An 18,298-nucleotide genomic window follows, 5' to 3' on the forward strand; every position below is an offset into this window, starting at 1 on the left:
ATATGGCACCGGATGATAACAGCATGGGTGATATGACGAGGAGAGAGGAAAGGAGGAGTAGATGCCCTGGTGGTTTTTCCGTCGGCGGGGTGGAAGCGCACTGTCGACAGGAACGAGTTGGCGCCTGGGAGACGTAGCCTTGCCCCGCTTGCAGGGCCGGCGCCGTTACCTGCAGGAGCAGCCCTACTTGTTGCCCAAGGATCTCGGCGAAGTCAATCGGCTCGATTTCCAGCACTATATGTTTCGTGCCGCGTTGCGTGGGAACTACCTGGCGCCGATTGAGCAGCCGAGGCGCATTCTCGATGTGGGTTGTGGGACCGGGCGGTGGGCCATAGAGCTGGCGCAGCAATTTCCGCAGGCGGAGGTGATCGGGGTGGATGTGGAGCAGGCCAAGAGTACGAGTCGCACGCCCTCGAACTATCGCTTTGTTCGGGGGGACGTGCTGCAGGGGCTGCCGTTTGAGGAGAACACCTTTGATTTTGTGCATCAGCGCTTGCTGCTTCTGGCGATTCCGCTGGCGGCCTGGCCAGGGGTGGTGCAGGAGCTGGCGCGAGTGACCGCTCCGGGTGGCTGGGTTGAGCTGCTTGAGACAAGCATCAGCCCGAACGATTTTGTGCCCTGTGGACCGGCGATGCAGCAGCTGCTCAGCTGGATGGGGCAACTGGCGGCCCTGCGTGGGCTGGATGCCGAGGGGGTGGTGATGCGCTCGCTGGAGCGCTATCTGACGGAGGCCGGCCTGGTCAATATCCAGAGCTATCCTCTTGAGGGGCCGATGGGCGACTGGGGCGGGCGTTTGGGTTCGCTGGTGGCCCTGGACTTTAAAGAGGGGGCCAAAGCGGTGAGTGGGCCGATCGCTGCGCGCTTTGGCCGCTCAGAGCAGGAGGTCCTCGCCGTCATCGAGCAAGCCAGCCAGGAGTGGAATGCACTGCAGACCTGTGGACGCTCCAAGGTTGTCTACGGACAGAAGCCGTTCACTGGCTAATTTGCCAGAGGTAGTCTGGCTTCCTCTCTGGCTCTAACGTCTCGATTCTGGTCAGCAGCGCCTGACTGAGAACGCAGGCAGGAGAGCATGGCTGGCACTGTCCCCCCCTGGGCGCGCCCAGACATGTTCTCTTGCCTGCTGCATCTTTCGCGCTTCTACTACTCTGTTATCGCTGTGCATTCCAGACGGGCGGCTGACAGGCGCAGACAGGCTACGCTGGATAGGAAGGTAGAGAGCGATAAGGCTACCCTTTCTTTTTTTATTCATCTTATGCGCCAATTGTGGAAAATAGAGCGCTGACTCTCTGGCTGCTCTCCTTATGAAATTTCCTATAGTAGTATGTGGGCAACCTGGCTGCCAGAGATCAATCAGCATCGCTCACTCTTCCATCAGCGGCCTCTGTCCTGTTACAGAGAGAGCACGGCGCTCGCTGCGTAGCCTACCGCCTGCTCCACTATGCCTCTGGTCGTATGCCAGCGTAGCGACCAGTCTACCTGGCGCTGGCCGCTAATCTGCAGCTGCCAGCCGCCTGCTGGGGTGGGCAACAGCTGCCATTCCGTAGCTGCACCGCTGGCATCCCAGACAATATGCCCACGACCTGGAGCGCCGGGGTAGACCTCCAGCGTCACCTCGTCGGGGGCCTCCTCGTTCAGGAAAGCCCGCTCCGGCCCGAGCGGCAGCACACTACCAGCGCGCACATAGACGGGCAAGGTCTCCAGCGGCGCCACCCGCGTCACATAGCGCCCACCCTCCAGGCGCTCATCGCTCCAGAGATCGATCCACTCCCCGACCGGGAGATAGAGGCGGCGGGCCACTGGCTCACGCGCCTCGCTAAAGACTGGCGCTACGAGCAACGCTGGGCCGAGTAAATAGGCATCATCGATCACGGCAGCGATCGGATCTTCCGGGAATTCCAGCAGCAGCGGGCGCAGCATTGGCAGACCGTGGGCATGGGCCTCCCAGGCCAGACTATACAGATAGGGATTGAGGCGCAGGCGAAGCCGCGCATAGCGACGGAAAATAGCCAGAGCCTCCTCCCCGAAGGCCCAGGGTTCCCGCGGCGTGGTCCCGTGCGCCCGCGCCAGTGGCGAGAAAAGGCCGAATTGGGCCCAGCGAATATACAGCTCTGGCGATGGCGGCGGCCCGTAAAAGCCCCCGATGTCATGGGCCCAGAGGCCCGGAGCACTCAGGGCCAGATTCAAGCCTCCGCGCAGAGAGCAAGCCATCGCCACCACATCGGTTTTGGGATCACCACCCCACTGAGCCGGATAGCGTTGCGTACCCGCCCAGCCGGAGCGCCCCCAGACGAAGCCAGGCCGTCCCGTCTCCTGAGTGATCACCTCATGAACAGCAGCGTTGTAGAGCAGCGGATACAGATTGCGCAGCTCATGACCGCTCATCCCATTGGCCGCGCGCGCCTCTAGCGGCACCCCCTCGCCAAAGTCCGTCTTGAAAACCGCTACTCCAGCCCGTAGCAGCGGACGATGCAGATCCTGCCACCAGGCGCGCGCCGCGGGATTGGTGAAATCGACAATCGCCCGCTTGCGACCATCGGGCGGTGGCCCTCCAAAATCGGCCCCGATCGGCTCGCCCTGCTCATCGCGCAAGAAGTAGCCTGCCCTGACCGCCTCCTGATAGCGCGGCGCCTGCTCAGAGATATATGGCAGCTCCCAGAGTGAGACCTTAAAGCCACGCTCACCCAGCTCGCGGATCAACCCCGGCAGATCTGGGAAAGCCTCCTCGTTGACCGTGAAATCACAGGAGAGATTTGGATGCGCCAGCCAGGCCGGATCAATGTGGAGCACATCGCATGGTATCCCTTCGGCCCTGGCCCGGGTGGCAACCTCCTCCACCTCCGCCCGGCTCTGGTAGCGGCAGCGCGAAAGCCAGACGCCAAAAACCCAGCGCGGAGGCAGCGTCGCCCGTCCAGTCAGACGCGTGTACTCTTCCAAAATCTCGCGCGCCTCCCGCCCGAAAAATACAAACAGATCAAGGCTCGGCTCCGCGCAACGTACCAGCGCTGCCCGCGCCGAGGGCGTCCCCAATGCCAGAGTCACAGGCGTTGGCGTATGGGCAAAGAGGCCATAGCCGCGTGACGACAGCAGAAAAGGCACATTCTTATACGCCGCCTCTGTCGTCGTCCCCCACGCATCAATATTGAAGAGAGTAACCACCGTACCACGGTGATCCAGGCGTGCAAAGCGCTCGCCCAGGCCATAGAAATGCTCAGCGGGATCGATGGCCCACGACCAGTATGCCGCTCTCCGTTCCCCTGGCGCGGAATGCAGGCCCGGCGGCGGCGTACAGAGGAGGCCATGCACATTGCGATCATCAAGCGCTGTGCGCCAGGTGACAGCCGGAGCAGCTTCACTCTCGATCTGCACCGCAAACGGATCGCGCTCCAACCTGATGCTGATCCCCTTTAGCAGGATGCGGACCCCCGTTGCCGTCTCCTCAACGGAGGGCAAGGGCGGCTGCGGGCCGTAGGTTGCGGTCAGTACCTCTTCCAGGGCGCCGGGCGCCAGCATCCCGTAGGTCCGCTCCTGCTGTAGCGCCTCCGGCTCTCCCAGGCGCAGGCGCACGCTGCGAGGAGACAACACCTGCAGCTCCAACGTCAACCGCGCTTCGGCAGCTGGAAGGCCGCCCTGAGCGCCTGCTTCGGACCCTCTCCCTGCCAAATCCCCCGCCTCTGCCGGACGATTGGGCACTCCGGTCGTTGTCATCTGCTGGGCCAGCGGCTCAGCGCTGACCACCACGGGACGGAGCGGAGCGCCCAGCGTCCGAAACGGAACCAGGGCCACCTCGGCGCGCACTCCTCCCGGGACTGCCGTTGCCTGCACCAGACGTCTCAGATAAAAGCCCTGAGTCACTATCTCCGGCCTATCGCCGATCACCTGCATCGCCTCGCTCATCGCGCCTCCTGGCTCCTCCGGTAGTCCTGCAAGAACGCCTCAAGGCCCGCTGTTGTCAGCGGGTGCTCGATCAACTGCGTCAGGATCGTGTAGGCCATCGTGGCGATGTGCGCGCCGGCCCTGGCGACCGCCGTCACATGCACGGGATGGCGCAGGGCCGCGGCAATAATCTTCCCGCGGTGCTGTTGGACACGTAGGATCTGGGCCAGATCGGCCACCAGGGCCACCCCATCCTCACCAACAGCATCGAGCCGACCGACGAAAGGACTCACATAGGTCGCGCCCGCCTCCAGAGCCAGTAGCGCCTGATTGACTGTAAAAATCAGCGTCGCATTGATCTCTGGCCGGCGGGTCAGCCGCTGCTGCTGAGCGAAGCGGGCGCGGATCGGGCAGTCTGTCAGATGGGCACAGCCCTGGCAAGAGGTCGTGACCTCGCTCCGACTCAAGCGAGCCATCGCCTTGAGACCCTCAACGGTAGTCGGTAGCTTCACCACCACATGGGGCGACCAGGTCGCAAAGTCCAATCCCTGGGCCACCATCCCGTCAGCATCGAGCGCCACCACCTCAACGCTAATCGGCACATCTGCGATCCAGCACAGCTCTTGAATGTGTCTGCGCATCTCGCTCTCGCGCACGCCTGCGCGCGCTATATGGCTGGGATTGGTTGTCACTCCACGCAATACCCCCCAGGCGGCAGCTGCACGCACCTCCTCCAGCTGAGCTGTATCGAGATAGAAATCCATAACCTGGCAACCTCCTTCGTTAACCTTTCAAGCCACCGGCGGTCAGACCCGAGACAATTCGTCGCTCCAGCAGCAAGATCAGCGCCACCAGGGGCACCACCGACATCACCATTGCCGCCGACAGCACACCAAAATTCGTCGTAAATTCCGTCTGGCTCAAGATCACGATCCCCACAGGCAGCGTGTATGTCGCCGTCGTCGTATAGTTCAGCGCGAACAGGTATTCATTCCAATCTCCAACAAAGACAATCACCGCGGTGGTAAACAGCCCGGGGATGATCATGGGCAGCACGATGCGCACAAAAGCCCCGAGGCGGCTCAGGCCATCGAGGGCCGCTGCTTCCTCGTATTCAAAGGGCACCTCCTGTAAGAAGGCCATCAGAATCAAAATGGCCATCGGCAAGCCAAAGACCGAATATGGAATGATCAGAGCCAAGAGACTCCCTATGAGATGCAGGCTCTGCAGGACCATATAGAGAGGAATGACCTGGGAGAAGGGCGGAAAAAGAGAGAGCGAAACGACAAAGAGCAGTATCAGCCGCTTCCAGCGAAAACGCAGGCGGGCGAAGGCGTAGGCGGCCAGCGTGGCCAGAAACATCGTCACCAGCGTCGAGACGAGCGAGGCAATGATGCTGTTCAGGTAGTAGCGTCCGATATCTCCCTGAAGGGCCTCACTGTAGCTGCTCACTGTCGGATGAGCGGGCCAGAGAGGGACAGGCACCGCTGTGGTCTCCTGGGGGGTCATCAGTGAGGTCAGCAGCGCCCAAATCAGCGGCAGAAACTGCACGACGATGATCACCGCCAGCACAAGGTAGAGCAGCGTCTGTCGAGTCAGTGGCTTCAGCTTCAGCAGAGGACCGCGAGGCCGCGCCGCCTGCCGGGAGGATTCTGTTGCCGGTGCTGTCGTCGTAGGAGCCAGTGCCATACTCGTTTCTCCTTCAGCGACACCCCTGTTATCTCGTGCCTGTCCGCAGAAGCGTCCGCATATAGAGCACGATGAACACCAGAGTAATAGCCGTCAATACCACAGCGATTGTCGAGCCGTAGCCGAAATCGCCGAACTGCTGAATCTGCAGATAGATATACAGGCCAAGGTTCTGTGTAGCGTTGCCCGGGCCACCGTTCGTAAAAGCGCTAATCAGGTCAAATGCCTGCAGCGACTCGATGGTGCGCAGAATAAGCGTTACCAGCAACACCGGGCGCAGCAGCGGCAGCGTGACCCGCCAAAGGATCTGCCAGCGCGAGGCCCCATCGACACGTGCCGCCTCATAGACTTCCTCGGGGATGCCCTGCAGCCCCGCCAGCACCAGCAGCGCCACCAGCGAATTGGCCTTCCAGATCGCCAGCACGTAGATGAGGAGCGTCGCCAGCTGAGCGGAGCCTAGCCAGACGATCGGATGCGCCGGATTCATCAGGCCCAGGTGCTCTAACAGGCTATTGACCAGGCCGTACTGGTCGTTAAACATATAGGCCCAGATCACCGAATTCGTGGCGGTCGGTATAGCCCAGGGGAAGAGAATAGCAGCACGGGCCAGCCAGCGCCCGCGAAAGCGGCGATTGGCAAACAGGGCCAGGGCCGTCCCGCAGATCATCTGGCCGCAGACAGTCACCAGGCTATAGAGCAATGAAAAGCGCAGGGCGCTCCAGAACTGGTCATCGTGGAGGAGCCGCAGATAGTTGGCCAGGCCCGCGCTCGTCGTGCCCAGGCCGAAAGAGCCTCCCTGCTGAAAGGAAAACCAGAGCGTGCTCAGCACCGGATAGACACCAAGGGCCAGTAGCGCCAGCACGACTGGCAGGAGCATGAGCCAGGCCAGCCGCTCCTCACGACGCTCCAAAGGGCCGCGAGGGCTACCTTCTTTGGTCTGCAGCAGCGGCGCCCCGATCGTAGCCATAAATGCACCTCGTTCTTGCTTTGGACAGAGTCGCAAACGCCAGGGTCTCAGACAGCGGACGAAGAAGAGGAGAGGAAAGGAGAGTCTGACGGGTTCTCCCTGGCTCGTTTGGACTCGGGAACGAAGGCCAACATCTGCCCGGAGCCGCTGGCCCTCGTCCTCTCCTCTCTTCTTCCACTGCCGTACCCGCTTCACCTCATGTCAATGATGCTACCTGGGTCTGGACGCTGCTGAGGGCTGCGCTCGGGCTGGCCTGATTGCTCAGCACGGAGTTGATCGCCGCCTGAAGCGGGGTTGTGAACTGGTTATAGTTCTTCAGCGTCGGACGGTTCTGGCCACTGTTCAGGATGCTGCCGATCTGCTTAAAGTAAGGCACCTTGGCCTGCACCGAGGCATCGCTGACCACATCGGGACGGCTGGGAATCAAGCCCGCGTTAAGGGCCATCGAGGTCTGCGTCTCCTTGCTCAGCATATAGTCGATGAAGGTCCAGGCGGCGTCTTTATATTGCGAATTGGCGTTGATCGCCAGCACCCAGCCGCCGGTGCAGCCGTGGCCACTGTGACCACTGGTGGCCAGCGTGGGCGCAACGCCTACCTTCCCAGCCACCTTTGAGCGCGAAGGCGTATTCGCGATCGCATAGGCGAAGACCCAGTTGCGCATGAACGGCGCCTTACCCTGGCTGAAAAGGGCCAAAATATCATTGGGGACATAGGTTGAGGTCCCCGTTGGCGCCAGCCGAAACTTGTAGATCAGGTCGTGCATATACTGCAGCGCATCGACCTGAAGCGGACCGTTGACCTGCAGCTTGCCTGGTTCCCCAATAGAGCCGCCGGCGCCCCAGAGGAATTCCAGCCACTCGTCGACAATGGCCTCGATCTTCTTGCCTGGCATCAGATAGCCGTAACTGACCCCGTGTGAAGACTCGCCGGCCAGAATGCGCTCGGCCAGAGCCTGCATTTCCTCGCGGGTTTGCGGCACGCTCCCGCCGTACTTCTCAACCAGATCGGTGCGGTAGTAGAGCATGCCGATGTCCATGTAGCGCTGGATACCGTAGAGGTGGCCATTCACGCGGCCCACGGTGCGCGCGCTTGGCCAGAACTGGTTCAGGTAGCTGGAGGTGACGTACTGATCGATGGGAGCCAGCCAGCCGGGTGTGGCGAACTGTGCGGGCCAGGTGACATCGATCTGCACCACATCGGGTGTGGGCGACTGGGCGCGGAAAGCATTGACAAACTTGCTGTACTGATCGGTGGCCACTGAAGGCAGCTCGACATAGTCCACATGGATCTTGCCGGCATGCAAATCATTGAAGCGCTTGATCTCCGCCGTTTGCTCGCCGGTGGTATCGACCAGGGCCGCGAACTGGATGGTCACAGGGCCACTGGTGGAGGCCGGTGCTCCGCCGCAGGCGGCCAGCCAGGAGCCAAGAACGGTCACCCCCAGGCTTGCCTTGACCCCCTGGCTGAGCACCCTCCGCCGTGTGAGCCTGGGGGAGCTTGCCGGGTTTGGCTCTGCTTCAAGCCGAAAAGCGGAACCAGCCGCTGGTCCCATCTCGGATCGTACAGGTTGCATCTGCGGAGCATCGTCGTTGATTACCATGTCTCATACCGACCTTTCTGTTATGCTAGACGCAAGAGGCGCAACAGGGATCAGTTCCCGCCTGTGGGCCGGCGCGGACGCAGGGCAGCCAGTTCCTCGGGCTGTCTCGACTGATCCCTCTTCTCAGCCTCAGCAGTCGCTATCGTGCCAGGTCTGGCCTGACTCGCTAGAGCGCCACCTTCTCTATCTCCAGCAGCTCTGCCAGGGCCGCCAGCGCTGCGGCCTGATGGCCCGCCACGAAAGCGACATGGTGCTCCCAGCCGCCTTCAATGAGGGTATTGAGTAGCTGACGAGCGTCACAGCTGGGACGGAAGACCGCTGTGTTGCCCGCGAAGCGATTGACCGGCTCATCAAGAAGCTCGCCTTCGGCGTAGAGCAGACGATAGCCGCGGGGACCAACACCAAGACGGGCCAGTGTAGCCGGTCCGGGACGAATAGCGAAGTTGCCGGTCACACCGATCCGGCGATTGCAGTGAACGGTAAGAGGGATCTCCTCGCCAGGGCGGGCCAGACAGGCGGGAGCATTGCCGCAGTGCCAGAGTGAGATCGTGCCGGCCTCCTCATTGAGCGCCACGACATCGGCCAGCAAGGGGGCAGCACCGCTGAGCCACTGCAAGATCAACAAAGTAACGGCCCCGTGAAGATCAGCTTCGCAGGCACAGATGAAACCATCGTCAGCCAGACGACCGAGGGTGGCACAGGGCATCAGGCCAAAGTCTTGGGGAAACTCCGGCCAGCAACGCACCGCCAGCCCATCAAGCTGCTCTTCCTGCAGCAGGGAGCGGAGCGCAACATAAGCGGCCCCGAAACGCCGAACCTCGTCCGGGTCAAGCGCTGACAGACCGGACGAGCCTGCCTGTGTTGAGGCGATGGCCGCGTCCACGGCGCTGGCCAGGGCCTGGCGGGCCTCCTGGAAAATGCGGGTGAGGTTGACGCGATGCACGCTGGTGCCGATCACACGCCCCAGCTCCAGCTCATCGAACTGGCAGCCATAGAAGCCAGCAGGCGCCTCGCCGACGAGACCAAGACGGCTCGTGCGCAGGCGTCTGCGCGTCGCGGCGGCTTGGGCCAGAGCCTTGAGCGGCTCAAACAGGCCGGCCTCGCCGGGATCGCCGTAGAGGTAGCGAACCACCCGTCCTGTTTTATGCAGGGCGTGGGCCGCCAGATGGGCGCCACAGAGAGAATTGAGCCAGAGCCGCTCACCGGGAGACCCCGGCTCGCGCAAGGCCCACAAACAGACAGGCGCGGGGATATGAGCGGCCAGCTCGATGGCCATGCTAGCGTCACTGAAGGTGGCGCACAGTAAGACGAGGACGTCTGGCTCTCGCTCTTGGAGGTGGATGGCGCTCTGGCGCGCGGCCTGGGCATCCATCAGGAGGGTAGTGTCGCCGTAGACAGGCCACCCCTCTTGCTGAAGGGTTGCCAGGGCCTTCGCCGCCATCTGCCTGGCGTAGTCGACGGCAAAGGTAGGGCGCGCAATACTGGCAAAGGCTAACACCGGTAGCGGTGCTTCTCGTCGGTTTTCGCGGTTCATGATCACTTGCTCTACCTGGCTTTGCTCGCTCACTCAGCCGGCCAAGACCGGGCTACCCCGCCTCTTGAGAAAGGGCGTCGGTCGGGCCTGACTCGACCCGGCCTGCGTGACAACCTTAGCTTGCCCTCGCGTCTCGGTTCGCGCCGGACTCGGGTTAGCGCTCGCGCCCGGCAGCTTGCAAGACCAGGGCCTCAAGGGCGACGCTGGCGGCCCCGACCAAGCCGGCATCTTCTCCAAAGGTGGGCGCCACCAGCTCTATGGTTTCGTCTCTGGTCAGAAAGGCTCGCTGGTGGAGCGAGACACTGACGGCGGAGAAGAAGAGATCACCGGCCTCGGCGATCGCCCCGTGCAGCACGATGCGGCTCGGATTCAAAATATCGGTCAGCGTCGAAAGGGCGATGCCCAGCGATTCGCCACAGGTGCGGACAACGGCGCGGGCCGCTTCATCTCCCTGGCGCGCGAGCGAGGCCAGACGCCGCACGGTTTCCTTTGGACTGGCTGCCTCCTCGGGGAGAGCCAGACCCTGCAGACTGGCCAGGCGCACGATGGCCGGCTCGGCGGCGATGGTCTCCAGGCAGCCACGATTGCCGCAGGTGCAACGCTCACCCTCCGGGTCGATGGTGATATGGCCGATCTCGCCGGCGTTCCCATGTGCTCCCCGATAGGGATAGCCGTTGACGATCAGGCCAGAGCCGATACCGGTGCCGACATAGACAAAGGCAAAGTCCGGCCAGAAGCGCCCTTGACCGAGTAGGGCCTCACCCAGAGCCATAGCTCGCACGTTGTTGTCCAGCGCTACCGGGCATCCCAGCCGCTCAGCCAGCAGATCGCCTAAAGGGACCTTTTCCCAGCCAAGACGCGGAGCCCGCTTGACCAGGGCTCGCTCGCTGTCGACCAGGCCAACGACGCCCGCTCCCACTCCAAGCAGAGAGGCTTTCGTATATCCGTTGTCGGCAAGCAGATCGTGGAGCTTCTGGCCAATCAGGGCAACCGTCTCGTCAGGGCTGAGAGGGCGCGGTGTGCTGACCTGGCTGCGGACCAAAACACGCCCGCGCAGAGTGCACAGCGCCAGACGTATCGCGCTCACTCCCTGGTGTACTGCTCCAATGATGGGGCCGTCCTCGGGCAGGTCTAGCAGGATGGCGCTCGCCCCCACGCGCTTGCCTCGCGCTGGACCAACCTCGCGCAGCAGTCCGTCCTCGATCAGTTCACGCGTAATGTGGCTGATGGCAGCAGCAGTCAGGCCGGTGCGGTGCGCCAGGTCGATCCGCGCCAGTGGCCCTTCCCGCAAGATGATGCGCAGCACCTGCTCCCGGTTGACCTCGCGTAACCCATGCCGCGTCAGACTGGTGGTCATCGCTCCTCCTCTCGCCGCACCTTAAATTGATTTACTTAATTAATTTAAAGCCTTGTCCAAGACTATACCCGGCGCAGGGACTCCCTGTCAAGGGGTTGGATGTCACACTGGAAAGGTAAGGATGGCACCCAGACCCGGCTGGGAATGGCGAGACGGTACCAGCCGATGGTAAGTGGTGCGAGGGCCATAACCCTTGACAACCCTCTCGGTAGCAACTATACTCCTCATCGTGTGGTCATACCTCCTACCTCTCGAATTGAGGAAGGAAAAGAGAGGACCCCGGGAAGGTCTGGCGGCTTCAGAAGTCGCCAATACCTCTGAAGGGGACGAAAAACAAGCGGGGAGCATTAGCATGAGCCAGGCTGATAGCCAGGCCCTGGAAGAGCGACGCGGCGCGTCGGCGGCGCCTGGTTTTCTTATTCACAACGAAGGTGACCATGTCGCTGTCGCTGTTCAAGATGTGCAGCCAGGTCGTCATCTTGCTGTCTACATGGACAGCGAGCGCGAGATCACCATCAGCGTTTTGGAGGCCATCCCTCTGGGGCACAAAGTAGCCCTCAGCGACCTGGACGAGGGGCAGGCGGTGATCGAATATGGTTTGCCGATTGGGCTGGCCCGCAGACCTATCCAGGCCGGGCAGCATGTCCACACTCACAACATCAGGAGCGCGCGATGGCAGAACAGCATTTAAGTGGCTACCGTCGTCCTGACGGTCGTGTAGGCATTCGTAACCATGTCGTTATTTTGCCCGTCGACGACCTCTCCAACGCCGTCTGTGAGGCAGTGGCGCGCACGGTGCCTGGAACGCTGGCCCTGCCCCATGCCTATGGACGACTGCAGTACGGGGCTGACCTGGAGCTGACCTTTCGCACCCTGGCTGGTACCGGGGCCAATCCGAACGTAGCGGCGGTAGTGGTCATTGGCATTGAGCCGAACTGGACCCAGCGCATCGTTGAAGGTATCGCCCCCAGCGGCAAGCCGGTCGAAGGTTTCTCCATCGAGCGTTTTGGCGACCTGAAGACCCTGGAGAAGGCGGCTCGCGTGGCGCAGCTCATGCTGCAAGACGCCTCCGAGCAGCGTCGGGAGCCGCTGGCGCGGGAAGAAGTGATCATCAGCATCAAGTGTGGTGAGTCCGACACCACCACGGGCCTGGCCTCCTGTCCGACGGTGGCCCAGGTGGTTGATCGTCATGTTCAGGCGGGGGGCACAGTCATCTTCGGCGAGACCTCCGAGCTGACCGGGGGTGAGCATCTGATCGCCCAGCGCTGCATCGACGAGGCTGTACGCTCCCGTTTCCAGGCCATGTACGATGGCTACATTCGGGAGATCGAGGCCAGTGGGGCCAACCTGCTGGGATCGCAGCCGACACAGGGCAACATCCGCGGCGGCCTGAGCACCATCGAAGAGAAGGCCCTCGGCAATATTGCTAAAACCGGCACCGTACCTGTCGTGGATGCCCTGGAGCCAGCTCAGGCCCCGACCAGGCGTGGCCTCAATTTCATGGACTCTTCTTCGGCGGCTGCCGAGTTCATCACCCTGATGGGAGCGGCGGGCGCCGTCTTGCATTTATTCCCCACGGGCCAGGGCAATATTGTTGGCCATCCGATTGTGCCTGTGATTAAGATTACGGCCAATCCCCTGACAGCGCAGACGATGGCCGAGCACATCGATCTCGACGTCTCGGGCCTTCTTCGGCGCGAGTATGGTCTGCGCGAAGCCGGGGATCGACTGATGGCCCTCATCGATCGCACCATCAATGGCCGCCTGACCTGTGCTGAGGCCCTGGGCCACCGCGAATTTGTGTTAACGAAGCTCTACCGCAGCGCCTGAGCGCCTGGATCAAGGAGAAAACCCTGCTGCAGGAAGCAGCGAGCTACCATAGAAGGACAAGGCATCGCTATGGCTGATCACGATCTTTCATCGATCGCCTCCCTCTATATCGCTGGCGAGTGGTGCCCTCCCGACGGGGGTGGCCGGCGGGAGATCCGCAATCCTGCTGATGGCTCGCTGGTGGAGGCCATTGGCTATGGTGGTCGGGCCGAGGCGCTGGCGGCAGCCGCCGCCGCGCAAGAAGCTTTTCCGGCCTGGGCGGGCCTGCCGGCGCGGGCGCGGGCCGATCTCCTCTTGCGAGCCAGTCTCTTGCTGCAAGAGCGCGCCGAGCGCATTGGCTACCTGCTAGCTCTCGAATCGGGCAAACGCTTGCCCGAGGCCGTGGCAGAGGTACGCTTTGCGGTCGAATATCTGCGCTGGTTCGCCGAGCAGGTACGGCGTCCGGCTGGTGAGCTGCTGCGTCCTGAGAGCGCTCAGCGGCGGCAGCTCACCCTGCGGCAGCCCTGTGGGGTGGCGCTCTGCTTAACGCCCTGGAACTTCCCGGTCTCGATTCAAGCGCGCAAGATTGCCGCTGCCCTGGCTGCCGGCTGTACCGTTGTCTCGCGTCCCTCGGAGAAAGCGCCGCTGGCCGTGATCGAACTCTTTCGCTGCCTGCACGAGGCGGGCCTGCCGCCTGGAGTGGCCAATCTGGTTCACGGGCCGGCAGCAGAGATCACGGAGACCTTGTTGCAGCATCCTGCCGTGCGTGTCGTCAGCTTCACCGGTTCGACCGAGGTTGGGCGCCAGATTATGCGTCAGGCTGCCGAGCGGATAGTTCGTCCTCTGCTAGAGCTGGGAGGCAACGCGCCCTTTATCGTCTTTGCCGATGCCGATCTGGAGCGCGCAGTCGAGGGGGCCATGCTCGCCAAGTTCCGCAACAATGGGCAGTCATGCATCGCGGCCAATCGCTTCTTCGTCGAGGCTCCCATCTTCGCCGAGTTTGTCGAGCGCTTCGCGGCCCGCATCAACGCCATGCGCGTCGGCAATCCCGTTCAGGAGCCGATACCTGATCTCGGCCCGGTGATCGACGAGCAGCGCCAGCATGCGCTTGCCAGGCTGGTGGAGGAGGCTCAAGCGCAGGGGGCCCGTGTTGTCACCGAGGCGGTGACGGTTCCTTCCCAGGGAAGCTTCGTCGCGCCGGCGCTCCTGGTCGATCTCCCTGTCGGGAGCGCGCTCGTCCAGGAGGAGATCTTTGGTCCGGTAGCGCTGATCTTCCCCTTTGAGACGGAGGAGGAGGTGATCGCGCTCGCCAATGCTGGCGAGATGGGATTGGCGGCCTATTTCTACACGCGCCAGCTTGAGCGGTCCTGGCGCGTGGCGGAGGCCCTGGAAGCTGGCATCATTGGCTTGAACTCGCCTCTGCCCTCGGTGGCCTATGCCCCGATGGGCGGCGTGAAGCAGAGCGGCCTGGGGCGCGAAGGCTCGCACGAGGGCCTGGATGAATTTCAAGAGATCAAATATCTCAGCTGTGAGTGGTGACCGTGTTCTGGCTGCCCCGAAGGAGGATGTGCTGTGTTGATTGTTGTCAGCGAGTGGCTGGCCTCGCCCGGCCCGGAATTGCTGAGCGCCTCGGGTCACACGATCCGTTTCGATCCCACGCTCTGGCGCGATCCTGAACGCCTGCGGGAGCTGGTGGCCGAAGCGGATGCGCTCATTGTGCGCAACCAGACGCGCGTGACAGCTTCGCTGCTGGAGGCGGCCCCTCGCCTGCGAGTGGTTGGGCGCCTGGGGGTGGGACTCGATAACATCGACGTGGAGGCGCTGCAAGCACGGGGGATCGGGCTGGTGACAGCGCGCAATGCCAATGCCATTGCTGTCGCCGAGTACGTCATGGCGGCCATGTTGCAGGTGGCTCGCAATCTGACGGCGGCGGATGCCAGTGTGCGGGCTGGCAAGTGGGAGCGGACGCAGCTCGGCGGGACAGAGCTGTGGGGGCGTACCCTGGGCCTGGTTGGCGTAGGGGAGATTGGGAGGCGCGTGGCCAGGCGGGCGCAGGCTTTTGGGATGAGCGTGATTGGCTACGATCCCTTTATCGGCCCCTATGACTATGCGCCGGCGGAGCTGGGCATTCGCCTGCTCTCGCTCGACGAGGTGCTGGCACAGGCCGATGTAGTGAGCGTGCATGTGCCGCTCTCGCCGGAGACCTACCATCTGCTCAACGCCGGGCGGCTGGCTCTGATGCGTCCCCAGGCCGTTCTGATCAATACGGCGCGCGGCGGCATTGTCGACGAAAGCGCGCTGGTCGAGGCGCTTACCGCCGGACGGCTGCGCTATGCCGTGCTGGACGTCACTGAGGAGGAGCCGCTGCCGGCGGAGAGTCCTTTGCGCTCCTGCTCTGCGGTGCTGCTCACGCCGCATATCGCTGGCCTGACGGCGGAGGCCCAGGAACGAACCTCGCGCCTGGTGGTGACGGAGGTCCTGCAGCGCTTAGCCGATCTCTCAGTCGGATGAGGAGCGAGAACATGGCTGCGACTCGCCTGAGAGGCGGTCTCTCCGCTACGGGGGGAAGTTTCTGCCGCGAAAGGGGGAGAAGACGATGACGGATGCGGCTGGTGTGGCGCCGTCTCTGGTGGAGGCCACGGAGCTGGAGCGGTTCGCCACGGCTGTCATGGAGGCCGTTGGGCTACCGGCTGCCGATGCTCGCACGGTGGCCTGGGCGCTGGTGACGGCCAATCTGGAGGGAATTGATACGCATGGGGTTTCGCGCCTGGCTCTCTATGCACGGCGAGTGCGCGCCGGTCTGGCCGCCGCCCGGCCCAGATTGCGCTGGCGTCGTCCGGCGCCGGCGGTGGCTCTGCTTGATGCGGATAACGCGCTTGGCCCAGTAGCTGCCGTGGCGGCGATGGACGAGGCAGTGCGTCTGGCCCGCAGCCAGGGTAGTGGCATGGTGGCTGTGGCCCATACCAATCATGCAGCAGCGCTCTCGGCCTATGTTGAGCGCGCGGCTGAGGCTGACTGTCTGGCGCTGATGGTCTGCAATACGCCGCCGGCCATGCCGCCCTGGGGAGGGCGCCGGGCCTTTCTCGGCACCAACCCGCTGGCCTTTGCCGCACCCGGCGCGGCGCCCGGCGAGCCACCGGTGGTGGTCGATATGGCGACGACCGTTGTGGCGCGTGGTAATATTATCATGGCTGCCCGTGAGGGGCGCTCGATCCCCGAGGGGTGGGCTGTCGATGCCGAGGGGCGCCCGACGACTGACGCGCAGGCCGCACTGGCCGGGGCTGTGCTGCCGATGGCTGGTCCCAAGGGCTATGCGCTGGCCCTGATGATCGAGATCCTCTCGGCGATTGTGCCGGGTTCTAGTTGGGGACCGCATGTACGCTCGCCGTATGAGGACTGGACGGGGCCGACCGACGCGGGCCTCTGGTGTCTGGCGCTCTCTCTGCCGGCGCTAATGCCCCAGGAGATCTATCGGCAGCGCCTGGGGAGCCTGCTGGAGGCGCTCCGACAGGAGCCTGCTGCTCCCGGCGAGGAGATCCGCCTCCCTGGCGAGCGGCGTGCGGCGATGCGGAGACAGCGTCTGGTTCAGGGCATTCCCCTTGATCCGGCGACACGCGCTGAGCTGGCTGCACTGAGTACAGAGCTTGGCATCAGGCCACTTGTATGGAGGGCACCGTAGAGCAATGGGTGTCTTTCAACCGGTACAGGATGATCATCGCAGCCTGGAGGGGCGCATCGTTTCCTATATTCGTGACCTGGTGGAGCAGGGCGTGCTGACGCCCGGCGAGCGCCTGCCGCCGGAGCGGGAGCTGGCTGCTCAGTTGCGAGTGAGCCGCACGGCGCTGCGGGAGGCGCTGCATACGCTGGCGGCGCTCGGCCTGGTGGAGGCGCGGCATGGCCGCGGTGTTTTTGTGGTTGGGGGATCGCTGCAGGCCACGGCGCAGCGCCTGTCGCTGGCTCTGGAGGCTCGCGAGACGGAAGAGGAGAGTGTGGCGCGTATTCGTCAGCTCTTCGAGATTCGCCGGGTACTGGAAGGGGCCGCAGCCGAGTGGGCGGCCCAGCGTGCTCAGCCGGAGCAGATTGCTGAGATGCAGGCCGTGCTCGCCAGGGATCGCGCTCTCCGCACTGCTGAAGAGGTCGACCGCACGCTCATCAGTGAGCTGGATGGGCAGCTGCATGCTCTGATCGCTGCCAGTACAGCCAATCGCCTGCTTGTGCTGCTCATGGCCTCTCTGCTGGATGAGCTGGCGACCGCGCGCAGTCGCAGTCTGGCCTTGCCGGAGCGCATCAGGCGCTCGCTCGAACAGCATACGGCCATCGTGGAGGCAATTGCTGCCCATGATCCGCAGACTGCCCGCGCTTGTATGGTCGCTCATCTCGACGATGTTGAGCAGGCCATCGTCCACAGTCTGGAGGCGCAGGGTGGCCCCGCAGAGCAGCAAACTGCCCGGGATCGAGGTCAGGATCTCCCCGACCGGACAGTGGGCGAGTGATGCCCGCCTGTACGACTGAAGCTGTCTTCTGCCAAAGGCTGTTTCAGAGAGAAAGATCAGCGTCTCTATAAAGAAAGCAGAGGCTTGTTTTTTATTAGGTGTGGCTGGGCCTGCTTCGGAGAGCAGCCTTGGCTATCTGGGGCATTCGTCGATTTGACGAGGCGACTGCCTGGCCAGGAAGCAAAGACGATATGGCAGAGGATATAGCGCGATCGATCGTCTCCAACTGCCCTGCCTGCAGCGGACGGTGTGCGCTGGCAGAGAGCGTCAGCGCGGCGTGCATAGTGAAGCCTGGCGTGGCCTATCTGTCAGGCCTCTCCCATAGCGAGCTGTGGGCGCTCACCTGTCTGCAGTGCGGTCCGGCCACGCTCTATGCTAAGAATCCTGCAAATCTGGCTGATAAGAAGTGAGTGCTGGTGACCGGGCGGAAGCAGGCCCGGTGCTCCACTTCTGGCTGGCAGCGTCTCTGCTCGCTGATCCCGCCTACCGTCTGTACCGTCTGTCGCTTGCCCGAATCTTTCTGAAAGCGTCTCCGCCCCAGCAGGCATGGCGCAGGCTCATCCCGAGGCGGGAGCGCTCTTCCCCTGGCTGTCCTTTCTTGGAACTCTCCCTTTCATCGTCAGACCAGCTGCTGTTACACTGGAAGAGGTCGTTCTGGCCCAGACGACGGGTATCCTGAAAGTGCTCCTATGCAAAGGTGTGGTGCCCTGGCGTCTTCGCTAATCCTCGCTGACTTACCTGAGAGAGCCGCGGCTCGTTCGCCCTGGAAAGCGCTTTTTCTCTGTCTGCTGCATAACAGAAGAAAGAGGATAGCGAGCGATTCTGCTCTCCAAGAAGCTAGCAGGCAAAAGGGGCTGACTGAAGGCCAAGACCCTGGAGCCGCGATAGATATCCAGTGCAACGGGCCGGGCAGGTGCTCACAGCGGGAGCTGCGCGCCTGTCTCGCTGACCCTGACCTACTGCTGCTTCGCGAGAG

The 18,298-nt window shown here is 63.0% G+C and carries 14 protein-coding genes; 7 read left to right on the forward strand and 7 right to left on the reverse strand.

All coding sequences use genetic code 11. The features are described 5' to 3' along the window. The first annotated feature begins 61 nt into the window (after positions 1-61). Entirely contained in the window at positions 62-982 is a 921-nt protein-coding gene (locus IRZ31_RS12310; RefSeq protein WP_297154075.1) for a class I SAM-dependent methyltransferase, read from the forward strand. Positions 983-1,389: 407 nt separating this feature from the next. Here the strand turns inward: IRZ31_RS12310 and IRZ31_RS12315 are convergent, their stop codons facing one another. The 7 genes from IRZ31_RS12315 to IRZ31_RS12345 all read right to left on the reverse strand — a co-directional run bounded on the left by IRZ31_RS12315 (position 1,390) and on the right by IRZ31_RS12345 (position 11,020). Continuing rightward, on the reverse strand, positions 1,390-3,894 hold the full coding sequence (locus tag IRZ31_RS12315; protein WP_297154076.1) for a glycoside hydrolase family 31 protein: 2,505 nt from the start codon (positions 3,892-3,894) through the stop codon (positions 1,390-1,392). Continuing rightward, positions 3,891-4,637, reverse strand: coding sequence for a transaldolase family protein (locus IRZ31_RS12320; protein WP_297154078.1), 747 nt, complete (start codon positions 4,635-4,637; stop codon positions 3,891-3,893). The genes IRZ31_RS12315 and IRZ31_RS12320 overlap by 4 nt, the downstream gene beginning before the upstream one ends. A gap of 19 nt (positions 4,638-4,656) precedes the next feature. Further along, on the reverse strand, positions 4,657-5,562 hold the full coding sequence (locus IRZ31_RS12325; protein ID WP_297154080.1) for a carbohydrate ABC transporter permease: 906 nt from the start codon (positions 5,560-5,562) through the stop codon (positions 4,657-4,659). A gap of 28 nt (positions 5,563-5,590) precedes the next feature. Next, positions 5,591-6,529, reverse strand: coding sequence for a sugar ABC transporter permease (locus IRZ31_RS12330; protein ID WP_297154082.1), 939 nt, complete (start codon positions 6,527-6,529; stop codon positions 5,591-5,593). 196 nt (positions 6,530-6,725) lie between these two features. Continuing rightward, positions 6,726-7,967, reverse strand: coding sequence for an ABC transporter substrate-binding protein (locus IRZ31_RS12335; RefSeq protein WP_297154083.1), 1,242 nt, complete (start codon positions 7,965-7,967; stop codon positions 6,726-6,728). Positions 7,968-8,295: 328 nt separating this feature from the next. Next, a complete protein-coding gene (locus tag IRZ31_RS12340; RefSeq protein ID WP_297154085.1) occupies positions 8,296-9,663 on the reverse strand; it encodes a hypothetical protein in 1,368 nt (455 codons plus the stop codon). A gap of 154 nt (positions 9,664-9,817) precedes the next feature. Beyond that, positions 9,818-11,020: an ROK family transcriptional regulator gene (locus IRZ31_RS12345; protein WP_297154087.1), complete on the reverse strand. Its 1,203-nt coding sequence runs from the start codon at positions 11,018-11,020 to the stop codon at positions 9,818-9,820. A 352-nt stretch (positions 11,021-11,372) separates the two neighbouring features. Here IRZ31_RS12345 and IRZ31_RS12350 point away from each other — a divergent pair, with 352 nt between their 5' ends. The 6 genes from IRZ31_RS12350 to IRZ31_RS12375 all read left to right on the forward strand — a co-directional run bounded on the left by IRZ31_RS12350 (position 11,373) and on the right by IRZ31_RS12375 (position 17,322). Beyond that, positions 11,373-11,711, forward strand: coding sequence for a UxaA family hydrolase (locus IRZ31_RS12350; RefSeq protein ID WP_297154089.1), 339 nt, complete (start codon positions 11,373-11,375; stop codon positions 11,709-11,711). Beyond that, complete coding sequence (locus IRZ31_RS12355; RefSeq protein WP_297154091.1) at positions 11,693-12,850, forward strand: UxaA family hydrolase; 1,158 nt, start codon at positions 11,693-11,695, stop codon at positions 12,848-12,850. The genes IRZ31_RS12350 and IRZ31_RS12355 overlap by 19 nt, the downstream gene beginning before the upstream one ends. Positions 12,851-12,919: 69 nt before the next feature. Then, positions 12,920-14,368, forward strand: coding sequence for an NAD-dependent succinate-semialdehyde dehydrogenase (locus IRZ31_RS12360; protein ID WP_297154093.1), 1,449 nt, complete (start codon positions 12,920-12,922; stop codon positions 14,366-14,368). Between the two features lie 33 nt (positions 14,369-14,401). Next, positions 14,402-15,340 carry a hydroxyacid dehydrogenase gene (locus tag IRZ31_RS12365; RefSeq protein ID WP_297154095.1) on the forward strand — a complete coding sequence of 313 codons (939 nt, stop codon included), beginning with the start codon at positions 14,402-14,404 and terminating at the stop codon, positions 15,338-15,340. 85 nt (positions 15,341-15,425) lie between these two features. Next, positions 15,426-16,508 (forward strand): Ldh family oxidoreductase, encoded by a 1,083-nt coding sequence (locus IRZ31_RS12370; RefSeq protein WP_297154097.1) that lies wholly within the window; start codon positions 15,426-15,428, stop codon positions 16,506-16,508. A 4-nt stretch (positions 16,509-16,512) separates the two neighbouring features. Beyond that, positions 16,513-17,322: an FCD domain-containing protein gene (locus IRZ31_RS12375; protein ID WP_297154099.1), complete on the forward strand. Its 810-nt coding sequence runs from the start codon at positions 16,513-16,515 to the stop codon at positions 17,320-17,322. The last annotated feature ends 976 nt before the right edge of the window (positions 17,323-18,298 follow it).

Source organism: Thermogemmatispora sp. (assembly GCF_019683635.1).
GTDB lineage: Bacteria > Chloroflexota > Ktedonobacteria > Ktedonobacterales > Ktedonobacteraceae > Thermogemmatispora.